The organism is Billgrantia tianxiuensis, from assembly GCF_009834345.1.
Classification (GTDB): domain Bacteria; phylum Pseudomonadota; class Gammaproteobacteria; order Pseudomonadales; family Halomonadaceae; genus Halomonas; species Halomonas tianxiuensis.
In genome coordinates this window covers 2,413,588-2,432,153 of the sequence record NZ_CP035042.1, presented here as the reverse complement: position 1 = coordinate 2,432,153, position 18,566 = coordinate 2,413,588, and the positions used below count along the sequence as shown (strand labels likewise).

General features: G+C 65.6%; 13 protein-coding genes and 2 pseudogenes. 13 read left to right on the top strand and 2 right to left on the bottom strand.

The genetic code is table 11. The features are described 5' to 3' along the window. The first annotated feature begins 3 nt into the window (after positions 1-3). Positions 4-918: a hydroxymethylglutaryl-CoA lyase gene (locus EKK97_RS11320; RefSeq protein WP_159551937.1), complete on the top strand. Its 915-nt coding sequence runs from the start codon at positions 4-6 to the stop codon at positions 916-918. Positions 919-931: 13 nt separating this feature from the next. Here the strand turns inward: EKK97_RS11320 and EKK97_RS11315 are convergent, their stop codons facing one another. Continuing rightward, a complete protein-coding gene (locus tag EKK97_RS11315) occupies positions 932-1,615 on the bottom strand; it encodes a GntR family transcriptional regulator (RefSeq protein ID WP_159551935.1) in 684 nt (227 codons plus the stop codon). 174 nt (positions 1,616-1,789) lie between these two features. On the opposite strand from EKK97_RS11315, the gene EKK97_RS11310 reads away from it, so the two are divergent. The 7 genes and pseudogenes from EKK97_RS11310 to EKK97_RS11280 all read left to right on the top strand — a co-directional run bounded on the left by EKK97_RS11310 (position 1,790) and on the right by EKK97_RS11280 (position 10,574). Next, positions 1,790-3,346, top strand: a complete 1,557-nt coding sequence (locus tag EKK97_RS11310) for an ABC transporter substrate-binding protein (protein WP_159551933.1) — start codon at positions 1,790-1,792, stop codon at positions 3,344-3,346. A 144-nt stretch (positions 3,347-3,490) separates the two neighbouring features. After that, positions 3,491-4,468, top strand: a complete 978-nt coding sequence (locus tag EKK97_RS11305) for an ABC transporter permease (protein WP_159551931.1) — start codon at positions 3,491-3,493, stop codon at positions 4,466-4,468. Continuing rightward, positions 4,465-5,301, top strand: a complete 837-nt coding sequence (locus EKK97_RS11300; RefSeq protein ID WP_159551929.1) for an ABC transporter permease — start codon at positions 4,465-4,467, stop codon at positions 5,299-5,301. The genes EKK97_RS11305 and EKK97_RS11300 overlap by 4 nt, the downstream gene beginning before the upstream one ends. 10 nt (positions 5,302-5,311) lie before the next feature. Further along, complete coding sequence (locus tag EKK97_RS11295) at positions 5,312-6,934, top strand: ABC transporter ATP-binding protein (protein WP_159551927.1); 1,623 nt, start codon at positions 5,312-5,314, stop codon at positions 6,932-6,934. A 106-nt stretch (positions 6,935-7,040) separates the two neighbouring features. Further along, a pseudogene (locus tag EKK97_RS11290) lies at positions 7,041-8,431 on the top strand (FAD-binding oxidoreductase). A 7-nt stretch (positions 8,432-8,438) separates the two neighbouring features. Beyond that, positions 8,439-9,365: a DMT family transporter gene (locus tag EKK97_RS11285; protein ID WP_159551925.1), complete on the top strand. Its 927-nt coding sequence runs from the start codon at positions 8,439-8,441 to the stop codon at positions 9,363-9,365. Positions 9,366-9,459: 94 nt separating this feature from the next. Beyond that, a pseudogene (locus EKK97_RS11280) lies at positions 9,460-10,574 on the top strand (pyridoxal phosphate-dependent aminotransferase). A 168-nt stretch (positions 10,575-10,742) separates the two neighbouring features. Here EKK97_RS11280 and EKK97_RS11275 read toward each other — a convergent pair. Then, complete coding sequence (locus tag EKK97_RS11275; protein ID WP_422673553.1) at positions 10,743-12,128, bottom strand: sigma-54 interaction domain-containing protein; 1,386 nt, start codon at positions 12,126-12,128, stop codon at positions 10,743-10,745. A 187-nt stretch (positions 12,129-12,315) separates the two neighbouring features. On the opposite strand from EKK97_RS11275, the gene speB reads away from it, so the two are divergent. The 5 genes from speB (at position 12,316) to EKK97_RS11250 (ending at position 18,458) form a co-directional block, all read left to right on the top strand. Continuing rightward, a complete protein-coding gene (gene speB, locus EKK97_RS11270; RefSeq protein WP_159551923.1) occupies positions 12,316-13,266 on the top strand; it encodes an agmatinase in 951 nt (316 codons plus the stop codon). Positions 13,267-13,369: 103 nt separating this feature from the next. Next, complete coding sequence (locus tag EKK97_RS11265) at positions 13,370-14,752, top strand: YjiH family protein (protein ID WP_159551921.1); 1,383 nt, start codon at positions 13,370-13,372, stop codon at positions 14,750-14,752. Between the two features lie 84 nt (positions 14,753-14,836). Beyond that, positions 14,837-16,441, top strand: coding sequence for a 5-guanidino-2-oxopentanoate decarboxylase (locus tag EKK97_RS11260; protein ID WP_159551919.1), 1,605 nt, complete (start codon positions 14,837-14,839; stop codon positions 16,439-16,441). An 11-nt stretch (positions 16,442-16,452) separates the two neighbouring features. Beyond that, positions 16,453-17,898: an aldehyde dehydrogenase family protein gene (locus EKK97_RS11255; protein WP_159555772.1), complete on the top strand. Its 1,446-nt coding sequence runs from the start codon at positions 16,453-16,455 to the stop codon at positions 17,896-17,898. 116 nt (positions 17,899-18,014) lie between these two features. Then, the gene (locus tag EKK97_RS11250) at positions 18,015-18,458 is read left to right on the top strand and encodes a GNAT family N-acetyltransferase (RefSeq protein WP_236551435.1); all 444 of its coding nucleotides are present in this window, start codon (positions 18,015-18,017) and stop codon (positions 18,456-18,458) included. The last annotated feature ends 108 nt before the right edge of the window (positions 18,459-18,566 follow it).

Below are 18,566 nucleotides of genomic sequence, written 5' to 3'. Positions count from 1 at the left end.
TGCATGACAACGCTGCAAATCAATGAAGTGGCGCCCCGAGATGGACTGCAGATCGAGGCCGAATTCGTGCCCACCGAAGCGAAGATTCGCCTGATCGACGCCCTCTCGGCCACCGGGCTGGCGCGCATCGAGGCGACCTCCTTCACCTCGCCCAAGGCGATTCCCAACCTGCGTGACGCCGAAGAGGTGGTGCGCGGCATAAAGCGGCGGCCGGGCGTGGGCATTACCGTGCTGGTGCCCAACCTGCGCGGCTGCGAACGGGCGTTGGCCTGCGGCGTCGACGAGATCAACCTGGTGATGTCGGCCAGCGACTCCCACGGCCTGGCCAATCTGCGCATGACCCCCGAACAGTCGCTCGAGCGCTTCGCCGAAATCCTCGCCGCCACCCGGGGCAGCGGCGTCTTCGTCAACGCCTCGCTGTCGACCAGCTTCGGCTGTCCATTCGAAGGCGAAGTCCCGGAAACACGAGTGCTGGGCCTGGTAGAGCGCCTGCTCGAACTGGGTGTGGAAGGAATCACCCTGTGCGACACCACCGGGATGGCCAACCCCGCCCAGGTCGGCAGGCTGTGCGAAGCGGTGCTGGAACGCTGGCCGGAAGCGCCCTTCACCCTGCACTTCCACAATACGCGCGGCATGGGACTGGCCAATGCGCTTGCCGCCTGGCAAACCGGCATCGTGCGTTTCGATGCCTCGCTGGGCGGCCTGGGCGGTTGCCCCTATGCGCCCGGCGCCACCGGCAACGTCTGTACCGAAGATCTGGTGCACATGTTCGAGCAGATGGGGGTGGCAACCGGTGTGGACCTGGATGCCCTGCTCGCAGTATCGGCAGGCCTGCCCGAGCTGGTGGGTCACGCCACGCCAGGCCAGGTGGTCAAGGCCGGCAAGGCGGATCGCCGCTATCCCATGCCTGCACGGTAGGCTTGGGCGGGCGTCATGACGCCTCGCCGATGCCCTGCACCACGTAGTCCCGTGCCACACCGATGTGGTAGTCGACGGCCTCGCGACACTGCTCTCGATCGCCGCTGGCCAGCGCATCGAGCAGCGCCCAGTGGCACGTGGCAATGCTGTCGGGATCGGCATGGGTCTTGCCGATCAGCGCCATGCACAGCCGCAGTTCGTGGGTGATGTCGTCGAACGCCTTGAGCAGGCGCCGGTTGCCGGCGAAGGCAATCAGCATGCGATGGAAAACGAGATCCTCTTCGATCTTGCGGCTGTCGCTGTCGTTGAGCGCCACCTCGCACATCAACTCGACCTGTCGGCGCAGGGCTTGCTCCTTCTCGGCGTCGTAGTTCTCGACCAGCCGGGCTAGCGCATGGCGCTCCAGGCACAGGCGCAGGTCGAACACATCATTGAGCTCCGCGGCATCCAGGGCCCGCACGAAGAAACCCCGTCGCGGTTGCGACACCAGCAGACCGCGGCTTTCGAGCAGCCGGGCCGCTTCGCGGACCGGCGCACGGCTGACGCCCAGGTCGCGGGCCAGCTGCACTTCCGACAGTCGCTCACCGGGCGCGTAGTGCTGGCTGATGATGGCCTGGGTGAGGAAGTCGGCGACCTGCTCCACCAGATTGCGCTGCTGGATGACCATGCCGCTACCGAAAGCATTGGAAGCTGTCATTCTTCGGGGCTCTTGCAGGTTGACACCGCTAGAGTATGACGCAAGACCAGTTATGTCGACCGTCGATTGACGACTGTCGACAGTTTAGTATCGCACTGCTAAGGTCATATTGCTGATAGACGGCAACTATCCATTCAAGAACAAATCGCCGAGACAACAAGAAGGAACCCGATAATGAGAAAGACGCCCTTAGCCTTGGCCGTCGCGACTCTGGCCTTCACTTCCGCTTTTGCCATCGCCGACGAGCCCAAACGCGGCGGTGTCATCGACACCATCATCCAGCCCGAGCCCCCCGGCCTGGTATTGGGCATGGTACAGAACGACCCCACCCGCAAGGTCGCCGGCAGCATCTATGAGGGCCTGCTGCGCTACACCAACGATCTGGAGCCGATTCCACAGCTGGCCGAGTCGTGGGAAGCCAGCGACGACGGCCTGACCTGGACCTTCCACCTGCGCGAAGGAGTACTATGGCACGACGGTGAGCCCTTCACCGCCGAAGACGTGGTGTTCTCGGCCGACGTCTTCCACCGCGAACTCAATCCCAGTGCCCGTGCCGTGCTGCAGCACGTCGAAAGCATCGAGGCCACCGATGATCACACCGTGGTCTTCACCCTGGCCGAGCCGTTCGGGCCGTTCCTGATCTCGTTCGAGGCTGGCACCTTCACCATGGTGCCCAAGCACATCTACGAAGGCACCGACTTCCGCGACAACGAGGCCAACAACCACCCCATCGGCACCGGCCCGTTCAAGTTCGACAACTGGGATCGCGGCACCGTGATCCAACTGGTACGCAACGACGACTACTACGAGGAAGGCTTGCCCTATCTCGATGGTGTGAATTGGCACGTCATTCCCGACGGCGCTTCCCGGGCGGTAGCCTTCGAGAACGGTACCGTCGACGTACTACCCAACGGCACCGTGGAAAACTTCGACATTCCGCGCCTCTCCGCCATGGAGAATGCCTGTATCACCGACGAGGGCAATGAGTACTTCAGCCCCTTCGCCATGCTTTGGATGAACAACCGCGAAGGTTCCACCGCCGACAAGCGCTTCCGTCAAGCGGTGATGTACGCCATGGATCGTGAATTCGCCCGTGACGTGCTGTGGAACGGGCTCGGCCAAGTTCCGCTCTCCGCCTTCGGCTCCAACGCCAAGTTCCGCCATGACGGCCTCGACCCCTACGATCACGACCCGGATCGCGCCCGCGAACTCCTCGAAGAAATGGGCTACGACGGTGAGGAAGTTCGCCTACTGCCGCTGCCCTACGGCGAGACCTGGAATCGCTGGGCCGAGGCCGTACAACAGAACCTGCGCGAGGTGGGTGTCAACGTGCGTACCGTGGCCACCGACGTGGGCGGCTGGAACCAGCGTCTGGGCGACTGGGACTTCGACCTGGCCTTCACCTACCTCTACCAGTATGGCGACCCGGCGCTGGGTATCACCCGCTCCTACCGCTCGGACAACATCGAGAAGGGTTCGCCGTGGAACAACGTGGAGGGCTACGAGAACGAGCGCATCGACGAGCTGTTCGACCAGGCGGCAACCGCCTACCCGGAGGAGGAGCGCGAGGCGTTCTACCACGAAGCTCAGGAGATCCTGCACGAGGACGTGCCGGTAGGCTGGCTGATGGAACTCGGTTTCCCGACCATCTATCGCTGCGACGTGCAGAACCTGATCACCTCCGGTGTCGGGATCAACGACGCGTTCAGGGATGCTTGGCTCGACCGCTGATCGCTCTAGCGTAACGGGGGCGGCCCCTGCTGGCCGCCCCGCTTTGCACGACAACAAATCGCCGAGCGAGATCGAGCCCCGCGTAACGCAGCGATTCGCTCGCCCAGGCATTTGCGTACCCTCAAGTACCCAGAGGCTTGCTGCATGCTCTATGCCCGCTTGATCGTGATGCGGCTGCTCAAGGCCGTCGTCGTACTGTTTCTGATCATCATCTTCAATTTCGTCCTGATCCAACTGGCACCAGGCGACCCCGCCGCCATCCTGGCCGGTGAAGCCGGTGCCACCGATCAGGAATTCCTGCGCCAGCTGCGCGAGCGCTTCGGTCTCGACCAGCCGCTCTACGTCCAGCTGTGGCGCTACGTCTCGGGCATCGCCACGCTCGACTTCGGCTGGTCCTATCGCCAGGGCATGCCGGTCCTCGACCTGATCCTGGCACGACTGCCGGCCACCCTGCTGCTGACCGGCACCGCCTTCGTCCTGTCGCTGGCGCTGGGCATCGTGCTCGGCTCTATGGCCGCGGCCCGGGTCAAGAAGCCCTCGGGTTCGCTGATCATGGCGCTGGCGCTGATCTTCTACGCCACCCCTCTGTTCTGGGTTGCACTGATGGCCGTGGTGTTGTTCTCGGTCTATCTCGGCTGGCTGCCGGCCTATGGCATGGTCACGGTGGGTGCCGGCCATACCGGCTTCGCCCTGGTACTCGACGTGGCCAAGCACCTGATCCTGCCGGCCACCACGCTGGCGCTGTTCTTCATGGCCATCTATACCCGCATGACCCGCGCCTCGATGCTCGAGGCGAGCCAGCAGGACTACGTCAAGACCGCTCGCGCCAAGGGGCTAAGCCCCCGCGTGATCCAGCGTCGCCACATTCTTAGAAACGCCCTGCTGCCGATCATTACCCTGGCCGGCTTGCAGGCGGGCCAGATGGTCGGCGGTGCCATCCTCACCGAGACGGTCTTTGCCTGGCCCGGCATCGGCCGGCTCATGTTCGAGGCGCTGCAACAGCGCGACTACAACCTGCTGCTGGGGATCTTCTTCTTCTCCGCCGCCCTGGTGATCGTGTTCAACATCATCACCGATCTGGTCTATCGCCTGGCGGACCCGCGCATCAAGGAGGCCTCATGAGCTTCTTCGCCCGATTTGCCCAGAACCGCGGCGCCTTGATCGGACTCGTCATTCTGCTCGCCATCGTGCTGATGGCGATTCTCGCGCCGCTGCTCTATCCCGAGTCCCCCTGGCGTATGGTGCAGCGCCCCTTCCTCGCGCCGATGGAGGTCGAAGGCTTCTGGCTGGGCACCGATACCATGGGTCGCGACGTAGCCGCCGGGTTGATGCACGGCGCCTGGGTCTCACTATTGATCGGCCTTATCTCGACCACGGTGGCCCTTCTCATCGGCGTGCCGCTGGGCGCCGTGGCCGGCTACTACGGCGGGTTGATCGACGACGCCCTGATGCGCTTCACCGAATTCTTCCAGACCATCCCCAACTTCGCCCTGGCCATCGTGCTGGTGGCGATCATGCAGCCGAGCGTGGTTTCCATCGTGCTGGCGATCGCCATCGTCAGTTGGCCACCGGTAGCGCGTCTGGTACGTGCCGAATTCATGTCGCTGCGGCATCGGGAGTACGTGGAGGCCGCACGCCTCGTCGGCCAGACCAACCGCACCATCATCCTCAAGCAGATCCTGCCCAATACGCTATCGCCGATCATCGTGCTCGCCTCGTTGATGGTGGCGACGGCGATCCTGCTGGAATCGGCCCTCTCCTTCCTGGGCCTGGGCGACCCCAACGTGATGTCGTGGGGTTACATGATCGGTGCCGCACGCACGGTGATCCGCCAGGCCTGGTGGTTGAGCTTCTTCCCCGGGGTGGCGATCCTGCTCACGGTATTGGCGCTCAACCTGGTCGGCGAGGGGCTCGACGACGCCCTCAATCCCAAGCTCGCCCGCGAACGCTCATAGGAGAGGGACCATGAACGACAATACCCCGGTACTGAGCATCCGTGGCTTGACCCTGGCCCTGCCCAAGGGAGCGGATCGCGACTACGCGGTGGAGGACGTCAGCTACGACGTGGCGCGTGGCGAGATCATGTGCGTGGTGGGCGAATCCGGTTCCGGCAAGTCGATGGCCGCCAATGCCGTGATGGGCCTACTGCCCAAGGGGGTCCGCCCCACCGCCGGCGAAGTGCTGTTCGACGGCCAGGACCTGCTCGCCCTCAGCGAGAAGCAGCACCGCAAGCTACGTGGCCTGCGCATCGGCATGATCTTTCAGGAGCCGATGACCGCACTCAATCCATTGATGCGTGTTGGTGCCCAGATCGCCGAGGTCTTCGAGGCCCACGGCAAGTACACGAGCCGCGAGCGTCAGGCCAGGGCACTGGCACTGCTCGAGGAGGTCGGCATTCCCCAGCCCGACAGGGCCATTCGCGCCTATCCCTTCCAACTTTCCGGCGGCCAGCGCCAGCGGGTGATGATCGCCATGGCGCTGGCACTGGAGCCGGAGCTGCTGATCGCCGACGAGCCCACCACGGCACTCGACGTCACCACTCAGGCACAAATCCTCGAGCTGATCCGCGACCTGCAGAAGCGCCGCGGCATGGCGGTGATGTTCATCACCCACGACTTCGGCGTCGTGGCGGAGGTCGCTACCCGTGTGTGCGTGATGCGCTACGGCCAGATCGTCGAACTCGGCATGGCCGACGAGGTACTCGACAATCCGCGCCACGAATATACCCGGGCCCTGCTCGAGGCGATCCCCAGCAACGTGATACCCGAAGCGAGAGGCGGCGAACGCCCCGCGCCGCTGCTGGAAGTGCGCAACCTGAACAAGATCTTCCGCTCCCGTGGCGGCCTGTTCAAGCCGGCGCGCGAGGTACGCGCGCTGGACGACGTCTCCTTCACCCTGGCCCCCGGCGAGACAGTGGGCATCGTCGGCGAGTCCGGCTCGGGCAAGTCGACCCTGGGACGCTGCGTGGTGCGTCTCGAGCGGCCCGACAGCGGTACACTCGCGCTGGCGGGTACCGACTTCTCCTCACTTCGCGGAGACGCACTGCGCCGCGAGCGGCATCGCGTGCAGATGATCTTCCAGGACCCCTACGCCTCGCTCAATCCGCGCCACCGGGTCGGCTATGCCATTGCCCAGGGTCCCATGGCCAACGGCGTGCCACGCGACAAGGCCATGCGCCAGGCGGAGGAACTGCTGGAGCTGGTAGGGCTCGGCGCCGTGGCCGTGGATCGCTTTCCGCACGAATTCTCCGGCGGCCAGCGTCAGCGAATCGGCATCGCCCGCGCCCTGGCGCTGAATCCGGAACTGATCGTGGCCGACGAGGCGGTGTCCGCACTCGACGTATCGATCCAGGCCCAGGTGCTCGAACTGCTCGAGGAGCTCAAGCAGAAACTGTCGCTCTCTCTGCTGTTTATTACCCACGACCTACGCGTCGCGGCCCAGATCTGCGACACCATCATCGTCATGCAGCAGGGTCGCATCGTCGAGCAGGGCACGGCCCAGGAAGTCTTCCTCAGCCCGCGAGAGGCCTATACGAAGCAGCTACTCGAAGCCATTCCCGGCCGTGCGCACGAAGCGGCCATGGCCTGAAGTCCAGGCTCGAAGGCCCAAGCTCGAAGGCCCAAGCTCGAAGAACAAGCTCGAAGAACAAGCTCGAAGAACAAGCTCGAAGAACAAGGAAAGCAAAGGATACCGAATGCAAGCACTGCTGAAGGATATCGCCGCCATCGTCGGTCCAGGCAACGTACTCACGGGTAACGACGTGGCCCAGCGCCAGGTCGACTGGATGAGCGGCGCGAGCTGCCGTGCTGGCGCCATCATACGCCCCGGCACCACTGCCGAGCTCGCCGAGGTGATGCGCCTGTGCCATGCCGCCCGTCAACCCGTAGTGACCCACGGCGGGCTCACCGGCCTGGTCCATGGTGGCGAGGCGGCACCCGACGAGCTGGTGATTTCGCTCGAGCGAATGAACGCCATCGAGTCGATCGACCCGGTCGGCGGCACCATGACCGTGCTGGCCGGCACGCCCTGCAACGGGTGCAGGACGCCGCCGCCGAGCATGGCCTGCAGTTCGCGCTCGATCTCGGCGCACGGGGCTCCTGTACCATCGGCGGTAACATCGCCACCAACGCTGGCGGCGTGAGGGTGATTCGCTACGGCATGATGCGCCAGCAGGTTCTCGGCCTCGAAGCAGTACTCGCCGACGGCACCGTGGTCAGCTCGATGAACCGCATGCTCAAGAACAACGCCGGCTACGATCTCAAGCAGCTGTTCATCGGCAGCGAAGGCACGCTGGGTATCGTCACTCGTGCCGTGCTCCGCCTGCACCCCAGGATGGCCAGCGAGCGTACTGCCCTGGTGGCCTGCCCCGACTTCGACGGGGTAGCCGGGCTGCTGGCCCATCTGGGGCGTGAACTCGGCGGCAGCCTTGGCACCTTCGAGGTCATGTGGCGCAACCACTATGCCCTGCTCACCGAGGAGAGCGGACGCAACACGCCTCCCTTGCCGCCCCGCTGGCCCTACTACGCCATCGTGGAGTCGCTGGGCAACGACGACGCGGTCAATACGGCGCAGCTCAGCGCCGCCCTGGAGTCGGCTCTCGAGGCCGGCCTGATCGAGGATGCGGTGCTGGCTCAGTCCGACACCCAGCGCCAGGGCATCTGGAATATACGAGAGGACATCGAGGGGCTGATCCAGCATCTGGCTCCCCTGTTCACCTTCGACGTCAGCCTGCCCATCCCGGACATGCCAGGCTATGCCGCGGAACTCGAGCGGGCCGTGCAGCAGCGCTGGCCGCAGGGGCGCGTCGTGGTGTTCGGTCACCTGGGCGATGGCAACCTGCATGTCTCGGCCAGCGTCGGCGACGACAAGCCGGAGACCCGCCGTGACGTGGAGCGCATCGTCTACGAGCCACTGGCCGAACTGGGCGGTTCGGTTTCCGCCGAGCACGGCATCGGCCTGGAGAAGCGCGACTACCTGGCGCTGTCGCGCACGCCCGAGGAGGTCGCCCTGATGCGTACCCTCAAGCGTGCGCTGGATCCGCTGAACCTGCTCAACCGCGACAAGGTACTGGCCCTGGAGGAGTGACCCCCGCATGCGGACCCAGGCTCCCTCCTCCGCCTCGACGCTGCCGCGTCGCGATCTCACCACGCTGCTGTTGATTGCGGCGATCGGGCTGTTCTGGGGTGGCAATTGGCCGGCGGTGCGCTTCAGCCTGATGGACATCCCGCCCTTCAGCCTGCGCGCGATCGGCTTCAGCGCCGGTGCGCTGATGCTGCTGGGGTGGGCGTGGCTGAAGCGCTGGCCGCTCACCATCGTGCCGGAGGAACGCCTATGGCTGGCCGTGAGCGGATTGTTCACCATCCTTGGCTTCAACCTGGGCACGGCGTTCGGCCAACTGCACATGCCGACGTCCCAGGCCGCCATCGTCGCCTTCACCATGCCCTGCTGGGCGCTGCTGCTGGCCATCGGGCTGCTCGGCGAACGGGTGACGGCGCGCCAGTGGCTCGGCCTTGGCCTGGGGCAGGCGGGCCTGCTGGTACTGCTCGGCCCGGCCGCCTGGCGGGCCGGTGTCGAAGGTCTCGCCGGCCCTGCGTTCGTGCTCGGTGCCGCGCTCTCCTGGGCGTTGGGTACCGTGCTGACCAAGCGCCGCGGTGGCTGGCAGGGCCATCCCGTGGTGATCACGGGCTGGCAGTTCGCGCTCTGCGCCCTGCCGATGATCGTGCTGGCCGCCCTGCTCGAATCGCCGAGTGCACCCGCCAACTGGCAGGACTCGACCTGGATCGGCCTGGGTTATCATCTGGTCTTTGCCATCTGCCTGGCGCAGATGCTGTGGTTTCGCAACGTCAATCGCCTCACCATCGGCCAGTCCACCATCAGCACGTTGATCATTCCGGTGGTTGGCGTTTCCAGTGCCGTGGTGCTGCTGGACGAGCCGCTCACGTTCAGGTTGCTGCTGGCTCTCGCACTGATCCTTTCGGCCGTGGCCATCGTCATGACCCAGCGCAAGCCACCGCCTTGAGTCTGCGACAGCCTTGAGCCAATAAGCAGCCTTGAGCGAATGGCAGCCTGCTGCGACGATCCCTTACATTGCTTCTTGAGTATTGGAGTCTTCCATGCCCCGTTTCCCCGACCACTTGACCGGCCCCGGACCCAGCAACCCCTTTCCCGGCATCAAGGTGCTGGAACGGCGTATCGGCCGGGAGATCCCCCATCGTCTGGGCTCCAACGAAGGGCTCGACATGCCCCACCGGGCACTGCGGGAGCGCTTCGGCGACGCCATGGTGGAGCACGTCTACTGCTACGGCGATTCGGAAGCGCTCGGGGTACGCCAGCGGCTTGCGTCCCTTTATGGCCTGCCGCTGGAGACCACCCTGGTGGACGCCGGCGCCGACAGCCTGATCGCCCTGGCGCTGCGCACCGTGGCCATGCCCGGTTGTACGGTGGTGAGCGCCAGCGGCACCTATCCCACCTTCGGTTACTTCGCCCGTGGCCAGGGCTGCCGCCTCGTCGAGCGGCCCTATCGGGAAGCGCCGGGCCTGCTCTCGCCCGACCTCGAGGCGCTGCTGGCCAGCGCCCACGAGCACCGGGCCCGGCTGGTCTACGTCGCCAACCCCGACAACCCCAGCGGACATCTTCACAGCGACGAGGAGATCCGCCGGCTGCGTGCCGAACTTCCCGATGACTGCTGGCTGCTGCTCGACGAGGCCTACCACGACTTTCGCGACGACGCCGACTCGCCGTTCAGTCGCGAGGTGCTGCCCGGGGTGATCCGGCTGCGCACGCTGTCCAAGGCCCATGGGCTGGCCGGGATGCGCATCGGCTACGCCATTGCCGAGCCGGAAACCCTGGCCATGATGATGAAGGTGCGCATCCACTACGCCGTATCCGCCCTGACGCTGGCCGTCGCCGAAACCGTGCTCGATCACCACAGTGAGGTGGAAGCGCACATTCGTGACGTCAAGCAGCGCCGCGAACGCCTTGCCCGGCATTTTCGCGACCTGGGTGCCGACGTTCTGCCCAGTGCGACCAACTTCATCGCCATCCGCCTGCCCAGCGCGGAGCTGGCGGGGCGACTCAATCAGGAGCTGCTCGAAGCCGGCCGTCTCATCGCCCGCCCGCGCATCCGGATCTCGGCCACGTGCTGCGTATCACCGCCGTGGAGGATGCCCTGGTGCCCGGTCGCTTCGAGATCCTCGAGCGTGCCATCACCACGAACGGGGCCGACTAGGCTTTGTCTGAAAAGTCGACGAGCGATGGTCAGACAAGGCAAAAATCGGTGAAAAGACGGAGTTTACAGGTTGTAAATGAGTACTTTGAGCCGATTTTTAACGCCGTATGGCCGAGCGCAGGCACTTTTCGGATAAAGCCTAGCGTTCGATCCTGAGGCCGTGCCGCTTCAACTTGCGCACCACGCTGGGCTGGCTGACCCCAGCCGCTCGGCAATGGCATAGGTGCTCGCTAGCGTACGGCACATCTCCTCCAGCACGCTGCGTTCGGCACGGGCCAGATAATCGTTCAGGCCTTCGCCCTGAGTCATTGTCGGAACAGCCGCCGTGGCCTGATCGAGCGACGAGACCGCCACCGGAGCCGCCGTCTCGGCGCGGGTCGGTGAGTGAATCAGGTCGCCCGGACTCGACAGCCAGGCGCGCTCCAGCCAGTTCTCGAGTTGGCGCACGTTGCCTGGCCAATCGCCGCCCATCAGCTCGGACCAGGTGCTGCCATGCAACAGCTTGCGCTGGCCATAGCGCTGGTTGAGCCGCTCCAGGCACGCCTCGACCAGGGCCGGAATGTCCTCGCGACGCTCGCGCAGGGGCGGCAGGGTCACCGGAATGACGTTCAGCCGATAGTAGAGGTCGAGGCGAAAGGCGCCGCTCTCCACGCGCCTGGCCAGGTCCTGGTTGGTGGCCACCACCAGGCGGAAGTCGACCCGCCGCGGGCGAGTGTCGCCCAGCCGGGTCACGCTGCCGTCCTGGATCACCTTGAGCAGTTTGGTCTGCATCGGCAGCGGCAGCTCGCCGATCTCGTCGAGAAACAGCGTACCGCCCTCCGCCTGTTCCAGCAGCCCGGCCTTGCCCTGTCGCGCCGCCCCGCTGAAGGCGCCCGGCTGGTAGCCGAACATCTCCGACTCGAACAGGTTCTCCGGTATCGCCCCGCAGTTGACCTCGACGAACGGACCTGCGTGACGCCGGCTCCAGCGATGCAGCTGGCGGGCGAAGGCGGTCTTGCCCACACCCGACTCGCCAAGCATCAATACCGTGGCATCCGACGGCGCCACGCGCTTGAGCAGCAGGGCCAGCTCCCGCATCACGCCGCTGCGCACCTGGAGTTCGTCCAGCGCCGCCTCGAGCTGGCCATCCTCGGCATTGCCGCCGCCCTGGCTGCGCTTGAGGTGCTCACTGAAGCGCTTTTGCAGCAGTGCGTATTCGTCCTGCAGCAGTTGCAGGTCGGTGAGGTCGCGGGAGCGGCTGACGATACGTGCAAGTTTGCCCTCGACGTACACCGGATGGGCCTCGGCAATGACCCGCCTACCCGTACCGGTCACCTGCATCAATTGCGCCGGCTTGCCGCTGCGAATCACCTCCAGGCTGATGGAGGGCTTGAGCACCCCCTCCGCCTCGAGCCGCTGCACGGTACTGCCAATAAGGCGCTCCCGCGCCATGCCGTAGACCGCCGCCGCTCCTGGGCTGACGTCCAATACCAGCCCCTCACCGTCGACGATGAAGAAATGGTCGTTGGCCGTTTCGACGATGGTCCTGATCACTTCCCGGTCGATGTCGCTCATGCCTTCCTACCGATGCAAATATGAATCTCGATTCAATCATGCATCACATGAACGGCGATGGCGATTCAATCATGCATCGCATGGCGCGGCAAAATCCCATGATGGCGGGCCGCACGGGGTTGGCACGAAAGCTGCTATATGCAGGAGAGAGACGTTCACAGACCCAACGTTACGCAAGGAGCCGACCATGCCCGACTTCAACCAGCCGCTCGGCGGCAACGAGATGCCGCGCTTCGGCGGACCCGCCACCATGATGCGCCTGCCCACCCAGCCTACCGCCGCAGGTCTCGACGTGGCCTTCATCGGCGTACCGCTGGACATCGCCACCTCAAATCGTCCCGGCACGCGCCTGGGCCCGCGCCAGATCCGCGACGAGTCGCGCATGCTGCGCCCCTACAACATGGCCACCCGCGCCGCGCCCTTCGACAGCCTGCAGGTGGCCGACATCGGCGACGTGCCGATCAATACCTTTCATCTGCCCAAGACGGTGGACATCATCAGCGCCTTCTACGACGAGGTGCTCGGCCATGGCTGCACACCGCTGACGCTGGGCGGCGACCATGTGATCACCCTGCCGATTCTGCGCGCCATCGCCAAGAGGCACGGTCCGGTGGGGCTGATCCATATCGACGCCCATGCCGACGTCAACGAGCACATGTTCGGCGAACCCATCGCCCACGGCACGCCATTCCGACGCGCCCAGGAGGAAGGGCTGCTGGCCCACGGCAAGGTGGTGCAGATCGGCCTGCGCGGCACCGGCTACGCCGCCGAGGACTTCGACTGGTGCCGCCAGCAGGGCTTCCGCGTAGTCACCGCCGAAGCGTGCTGGTATCGCTCGCTCGAGCCGCTGATGGCGGAAGTGCGCGAGCAGATGGGCGACACGCCGGTCTATGTCACCTTCGATATCGACGGCCTCGACCCCTCCGTGGCTCCCGGCACCGGCACCGTCGAGATGGGCGGGCTGACCTCGGCCCAGGGGCTGGAGATCGTGCGCGGCACCGCCGGGCTCAACATCGTCGGCGGCGACCTGGTCGAGGTCTCGCCGCCCTACGACCCGAGCGGCAACACAGCGCTGATGGGCGCCACCCTGCTCTACGAAATGCTCTGCGCCCTGCCCGGCGTGAAGCGTCGCGACTGACACAAGAGAGCCGCGATTGACACAAGAGAGCCGCGACTGACACAAGCGTCGCGATTGACCCGACACCACCTGATCCTACAACGACAACCCAAAGGGAAACCCCATGTCCTCCACTGATACCACCCAGCGAAACGCTGCCGCCCAGGCGCCTTTCGAGCGCGGCAGCCTGCTGAAATTCCTGCTTCCCTCCGCGCTCGGTGTCGGCCTGTTCCTGATTCCGTTCCAGGTCGGCGACACCATCAACATCGGCATGGGGCTAATGGCCGACGGTCTCAAGGCGCTGCTCGCTGGCGCCCTGCCGGCCATCGCCGTGGTCGTGCTGGTGCTCTCGGTCCTGGCCACCAGCTGGGTCAAGCTGGCCCGCCCGGGCTGGGCCGAGAAAGGCGTGCTGCGCGACATGTTCCACGTCGGACCGGTGTGGTTCGGCATGCGTATCCTGGGGGCCGCCTTCGCCCTGATGACCTTCTTCCAGTTCGGCCCCGAGTTCGTCACCGCCTCGTTCACCGGAGGCGTGATGCTCAACGACCTGGCCCCGGTGCTGCTGACCTTCTTCTTCTTCGCCGCCCTGTTGCTGCCGTTCCTGGTCGAATTCGGCTTCATGGAGTTCATCGGCAGCCTGGTGCGCAAGCCCTTCCGAGCCATCTTCAACCTGCCCGGCCGCAGCGCCATCGACGCCACCGCCTCATGGATGGGCTCGGGCACGGTCGGCGTGCTGATCACCACCCAGCAGTACGAAAAAGGCTATTACAATCGTCGCGAGGCGGCGGTGATCGCCACCAACTTCTCCATCGTCTCGATCGCCTTCAGCCTGCTGATCACCAGCTTCGTCGACATCAACCATATGTTCGTGCAGTTCTATTTCACCGTGGTGGTCGCCGGACTGATCGCCGCGGTAATCGTGCCGCGCCTGCCGCCGCTGTCGCGCAAGCCGAACACCTACTACGAGCCGGTGGGCTGTCAGCTGGCCGAGAAACGCACCGAGGAGATGGGCCTGCTGCGCTACAGCCTGACCCAGGCCGTACGTCGTGCCGAACATGCACCCGGCCCCAGGGAACTGGCGCGTAACGCACTGTTCAACGTCGCCGACATCTTCCTCGCCCTTTTGCCGCTGGTGTTCGCCATCGGTACCGTGGCGCTGATCCTGGCCGAGTTCACGCCGCTCTTCACCTGGCTCTCCTACCCCATGGTGCCGGTGCTGGAACTGCTGCGCATTCCCGAGGCAGAAGCCGCCGCTCCCGCCACCCTGGTGGGTTTCGCCGACATGTTCCTGCCGGCGGTACTGGCAACCAACATCGAGAGTGAGCTGACCCGCTTCGTCATCGCCTGCCTGTCGCTGACCCAGTTGATCTATATGTCGGAAATCGGCGCGTTGCTGCTCAAGTCGAAGATCCCGCTCAAGCTGTGGGAGCTGGTGGCCATCTTCATGCTGCGCACCGCCATCACGCTGCCGATCATTGCCTTCATGGCCCACACTTTCTTCTTTTGATACCGCAAGCAACGGTCTTCGAGCATCGAGCAGTTCGTAGCCCGTAGCCCGTAGCCCGTAGCCCGTAGCCAGAGAGGTTTACCCATGACTTGTGCCCAGTTGCTGTTGCGCCTGTTACGCGATACCTATGGCGTCGACACCGTGTTCGGCATTCCCGGCGTGCACACCGTGGCGCTCTATCGCGGGCTGGAGAATGGCGGCGTGCGCCACGTCACCCCGCGCCACGAACAAGGTGCCGGCTTCATGGCCGACGGCTACGCCCGCGCCACCGGCAAACCCGGCGTGTGCCTGATCATCACTGGGCCCGGCATGACCAACATCGCCACCGCCATGGGTCAGGCGCTGGCCGACTCCATCCCGATGCTGGTCATCTCCAGCGTCAACCGGCGCGATACCCTGGGGCGCGGTCAGGGCCGCTTGCACGAGCTGCCGAGCCAACAGCAACTGATGGCGGGGGTTTCGCGCTTCAGCCATACCCTGCTCGACCCCGTCGCACTGCCGGAGGTGCTGGCCCGCGCCTTTGCGGTGTTCGAGAGCCAACGACCGGGGCCGGTGCATATCGAGATTCCCATCGACCTGTTCGATGCTCCAGTAGCGTTGGTCGAACTGCCGCCACCGGCTCGCCTGTTCCGTCCGGTACCGGATCCCCAGGGGTTGGCCCTGGCCGCCGCTTGGCTACGTGAAGCGCAAAGGCCCCTGGTGCTGCTGGGCGGCGGTTGCGTCGAGGCACCCGCGGCGGTCCGCACCCTAGTGGAGCGGCTCGACGCACCCACCGTTACCACCATCAATGCCAAGGGCGTGCTGGGGCGCGACCATCCTCTCGACCTGGGCGCCAACGCGGCTCTACCCGCCGTGCGCGAGCTGGCCCGCAATGCCGACGTGATCCTGGCGGTGGGCACCGAGCTCGGCGAGACCGACTACGACGTGGTCTTCGACGATGGCTTCGAACTGCACGGCAGGCTGATCCGCATCGACCTCGATGCCCAGCAGCTGGTGCGCAACCAGCAGGTCTCGCTGGGCCTGGTGGGCGAGGCCGGGCGCAGCCTGGCATTGCTCGCCGAGCACTTCCTCGAGCCTCTCTCACGCGCCGGCAGGGAACGCACCGCGGCCACCCTCGCGGCGCTGGGACTCGCTGCCGACCCGGCATTCGCCCCCTTCGTGCCCTTCTATGCCACCCTGCGCGAGGTACTGCCCGAGGCGATCCTGGTCGGCGACTCCACCGCCCCGGTCTATGCCGGCAATCACCTGGTCTCGCAGCCCGAGCCACGCCGCTATTTCAACGCCTCCACCGGCTACGGCACCCTCGGCTACGGGCTGCCTGCCGCACTTGGCGCCCAGTTGGCCCAGCCCACACTTCCCGTGGTGGCCCTGGTCGGCGACGGCGGTGTGATGTTCACCCTCAGCGAGCTCGCCACCGCCGTGGAAGAGCGCCTGCCGGTAGTGATCGTGCTGTGGCACAACCAGGGCTATGAGGAGATCCGCCGCTACATGGATGCCCATGGCGTCGCGCGTTGCGGTGTCGACATCCAGGCGCCTGACTTCCAGACCGTTGCCGCCGGCTTCGGCTGCCTGGCCACCCGGATCGGCAATCCCGCCGAGCTGGCCAGGGCCCTCGCCGCCCGCCCCAGCGACGGCCCCTTGCTGATCGAAGTCGATGTCAACGCCTGGCTCGAGGTCATCAATTCATGAAGGGACTTTCCATGCAGCAACTCGACAGACAATTCATCGACAATCGTTGGGTGTCATCGCGAGGCGAGCGCTACCTGCCGGTGATGAACCCTTACCGCGAAGAGACGATCGCCGAGGTCACCGCTGGCCATCCGGACGACGTCGACGATGCCGTTGCCGCAGCACGTCGCGCCCTACCAGCCTGGCGGGAACTGTCAGGCGCCCAGCGCGCCATCTACCTGGAGGGTTTCGCCGATGGCCTGAGCCGGCGCCGGGAGGAGCTGGTCAGGCTCTCCTCGACCAACAACGGCAAGGTACTGGCCGAGGCCGGCATCGATCTCGATGACGCCATCGCCTGCTACCGCTACTACGCCGGCCAGGCCCGCGCCCTGGACGAGCGCCAGGGCCGGCCCGTCGAGCTGGAGACGGCGGGCGTGGAGGCACGCTGCTATCACGACCCGGTGGGTGTGGTCGGGCTGATCACGCCGTGGAACTTCCCGCTGGTGACCAGCGCCTGGAAGCTTGCCCCGGCGCTTGCCGCCGGCTGCACGGTGGTGCTCAAGCCTTCCGAGGTCACCCCGCTGCCCGAGCGGGTCCTGGCCGAGATCGCCCAGGAGGTCGGCCTGCCAGCCGGCGTTTTCAACCTGCTGTTCGGTGATGGCGGGGGCATCGGTGCACCGCTGGCCGCCCACCCCGGCATCGACAAGGTCTCGTTCACCGGCAGCAACCGGGTCGGAGAAGCGGTGATGCACGCCGCCGCCGAACGCGCCGCCGACATCTCGCTGGAACTCGGCGGCAAGTCGCCGATCCTGGTAATGGAAGATGCCGACCCCGAGCAGGCCGCCGACTGGGTCATGGCCGGTATCTATTTCAATGCCGGCCAGATCTGTTCGGCCACCTCGCGGCTGATCGTCCACCAGGCCGTCGCCGAAAGCCTGTACGACGCCTTGGCGGCACGTATCGACGCCCTGGTGCTGGGCGACCCCCTGGATAAGGCTAGCGACATGGGGCCGCTGACCAGCGCCCGCCAGCGCGAGAACGTCCAGGCCTATCTCGCCGTCGCCGAGCAGGAGGGGCTCAGGGCGGTGCGCGACGCCAGCCACCGCACACTGCCGTCACGGGGCTATTTCCTCGCCCCCACTCTCTACCGCGACGTGCCGGCACATAGCCGCCTGTGGCGCGAGGAGATCTTCGGCCCGGTGCTGTGCGCACGCAGCGTCGCGAGCGAGGAGGAAGCGATCATGTTGGCCAACGACAGCGACTTCGGCCTGGCCGCCACGGTGGTGAGCGCCGGCCGGGAGCGAGCCGCGCGCATCGGCCGAGCCCTGCAGGCCGGCAGCGTCTGGCTCAACAGCGAACAGCTGGTGCTGCCCGAAACCGGCTGGGGCGGCTTCAAGCGCAGCGGCATCGGTCGCGAGCTTGGGCCCTGGGGGCTTTCCGCCTACCTGGCAGTCAAGCATCTCGTTGGCCCGGCCTGACATTGGAGGACGCCCTTTCCACGCTGACATGCCGTAGAATCGGGTCGATGCCAGGTATCAAGGAGGACACCGATGATCCGCATCCGCCCCTACCAGTCGGGTGACTGGCCCGCCATGTGGGATTTCATTGCCCCGGTGCTGCACGCCGGCGACAGCTACGCCGTACCGCGCGACATCGGGAATCCGACGCCTATCGCATGTGGGTCGAGCTGCCGCGCGCCGTGCGCGTGGCCGAGGACGCCCGCGGGCGCGTTCTTGGCACCTATTTCCTCAAGCCCAACCAGCCGGGCCCCGGTGACCACGTGTGCAACTGCGGCTACCTGGTGGCCGAGCAGGCCCGCGGCCAGGGCATCGCCAACAAGCTGTGCGAGGATTCGCTACGTGTCGCGCGCGAGCTGGGTTTCACCGCCATGCAGTTCAACATGGTGGTCTCGACCAACGAAGTGGCGATCCGTCAGTGGCAGAAGCACGGCTTCGAGATCGTCGGCACCCTGCCCTGCGCCTTCCGCCATCCCCAGTTGGGGTTGGTCGACGCCCATGTGATGTACCGCCTACTGTGACACGTCCTACTCTGGCGCATGGGGCTGACGCCCTGTCGGCCAGATTGTTAGCCTATTACTTGATAATGGTCTAATGATTGACCCTGTCGGGCTGGCTGGGGCATCCTC

What these genes read in the sequence shown, in the direction of transcription:
- EKK97_RS11320 (WP_159551937.1), top strand. Translation starts at nt 4, where the DNA reads ATGACAACGCTGCAAATCAATGAAGTGGCGCCCCGAGATGGACTGCAG.
- EKK97_RS11315 (WP_159551935.1), bottom strand. Translation starts at nt 1,615, where the DNA reads ATGACAGCTTCCAATGCTTTCGGTAGCGGCATGGTCATCCAGCAGCGC.
- EKK97_RS11310 (WP_159551933.1), top strand. Translation starts at nt 1,790, where the DNA reads ATGAGAAAGACGCCCTTAGCCTTGGCCGTCGCGACTCTGGCCTTCACT.
- EKK97_RS11305 (WP_159551931.1), top strand. Translation starts at nt 3,491, where the DNA reads ATGCTCTATGCCCGCTTGATCGTGATGCGGCTGCTCAAGGCCGTCGTC.
- EKK97_RS11300 (WP_159551929.1), top strand. Translation starts at nt 4,465, where the DNA reads ATGAGCTTCTTCGCCCGATTTGCCCAGAACCGCGGCGCCTTGATCGGA.
- EKK97_RS11295 (WP_159551927.1), top strand. Translation starts at nt 5,312, where the DNA reads ATGAACGACAATACCCCGGTACTGAGCATCCGTGGCTTGACCCTGGCC.
- EKK97_RS11285 (WP_159551925.1), top strand. Translation starts at nt 8,439, where the DNA reads ATGCGGACCCAGGCTCCCTCCTCCGCCTCGACGCTGCCGCGTCGCGAT.
- EKK97_RS11275 (WP_422673553.1), bottom strand. Translation starts at nt 12,128, where the DNA reads ATGAGCGACATCGACCGGGAAGTGATCAGGACCATCGTCGAAACGGCC.
- speB (WP_159551923.1), top strand. Translation starts at nt 12,316, where the DNA reads ATGCCCGACTTCAACCAGCCGCTCGGCGGCAACGAGATGCCGCGCTTC.
- EKK97_RS11265 (WP_159551921.1), top strand. Translation starts at nt 13,370, where the DNA reads ATGTCCTCCACTGATACCACCCAGCGAAACGCTGCCGCCCAGGCGCCT.
- EKK97_RS11260 (WP_159551919.1), top strand. Translation starts at nt 14,837, where the DNA reads ATGACTTGTGCCCAGTTGCTGTTGCGCCTGTTACGCGATACCTATGGC.
- EKK97_RS11255 (WP_159555772.1), top strand. Translation starts at nt 16,453, where the DNA reads ATGCAGCAACTCGACAGACAATTCATCGACAATCGTTGGGTGTCATCG.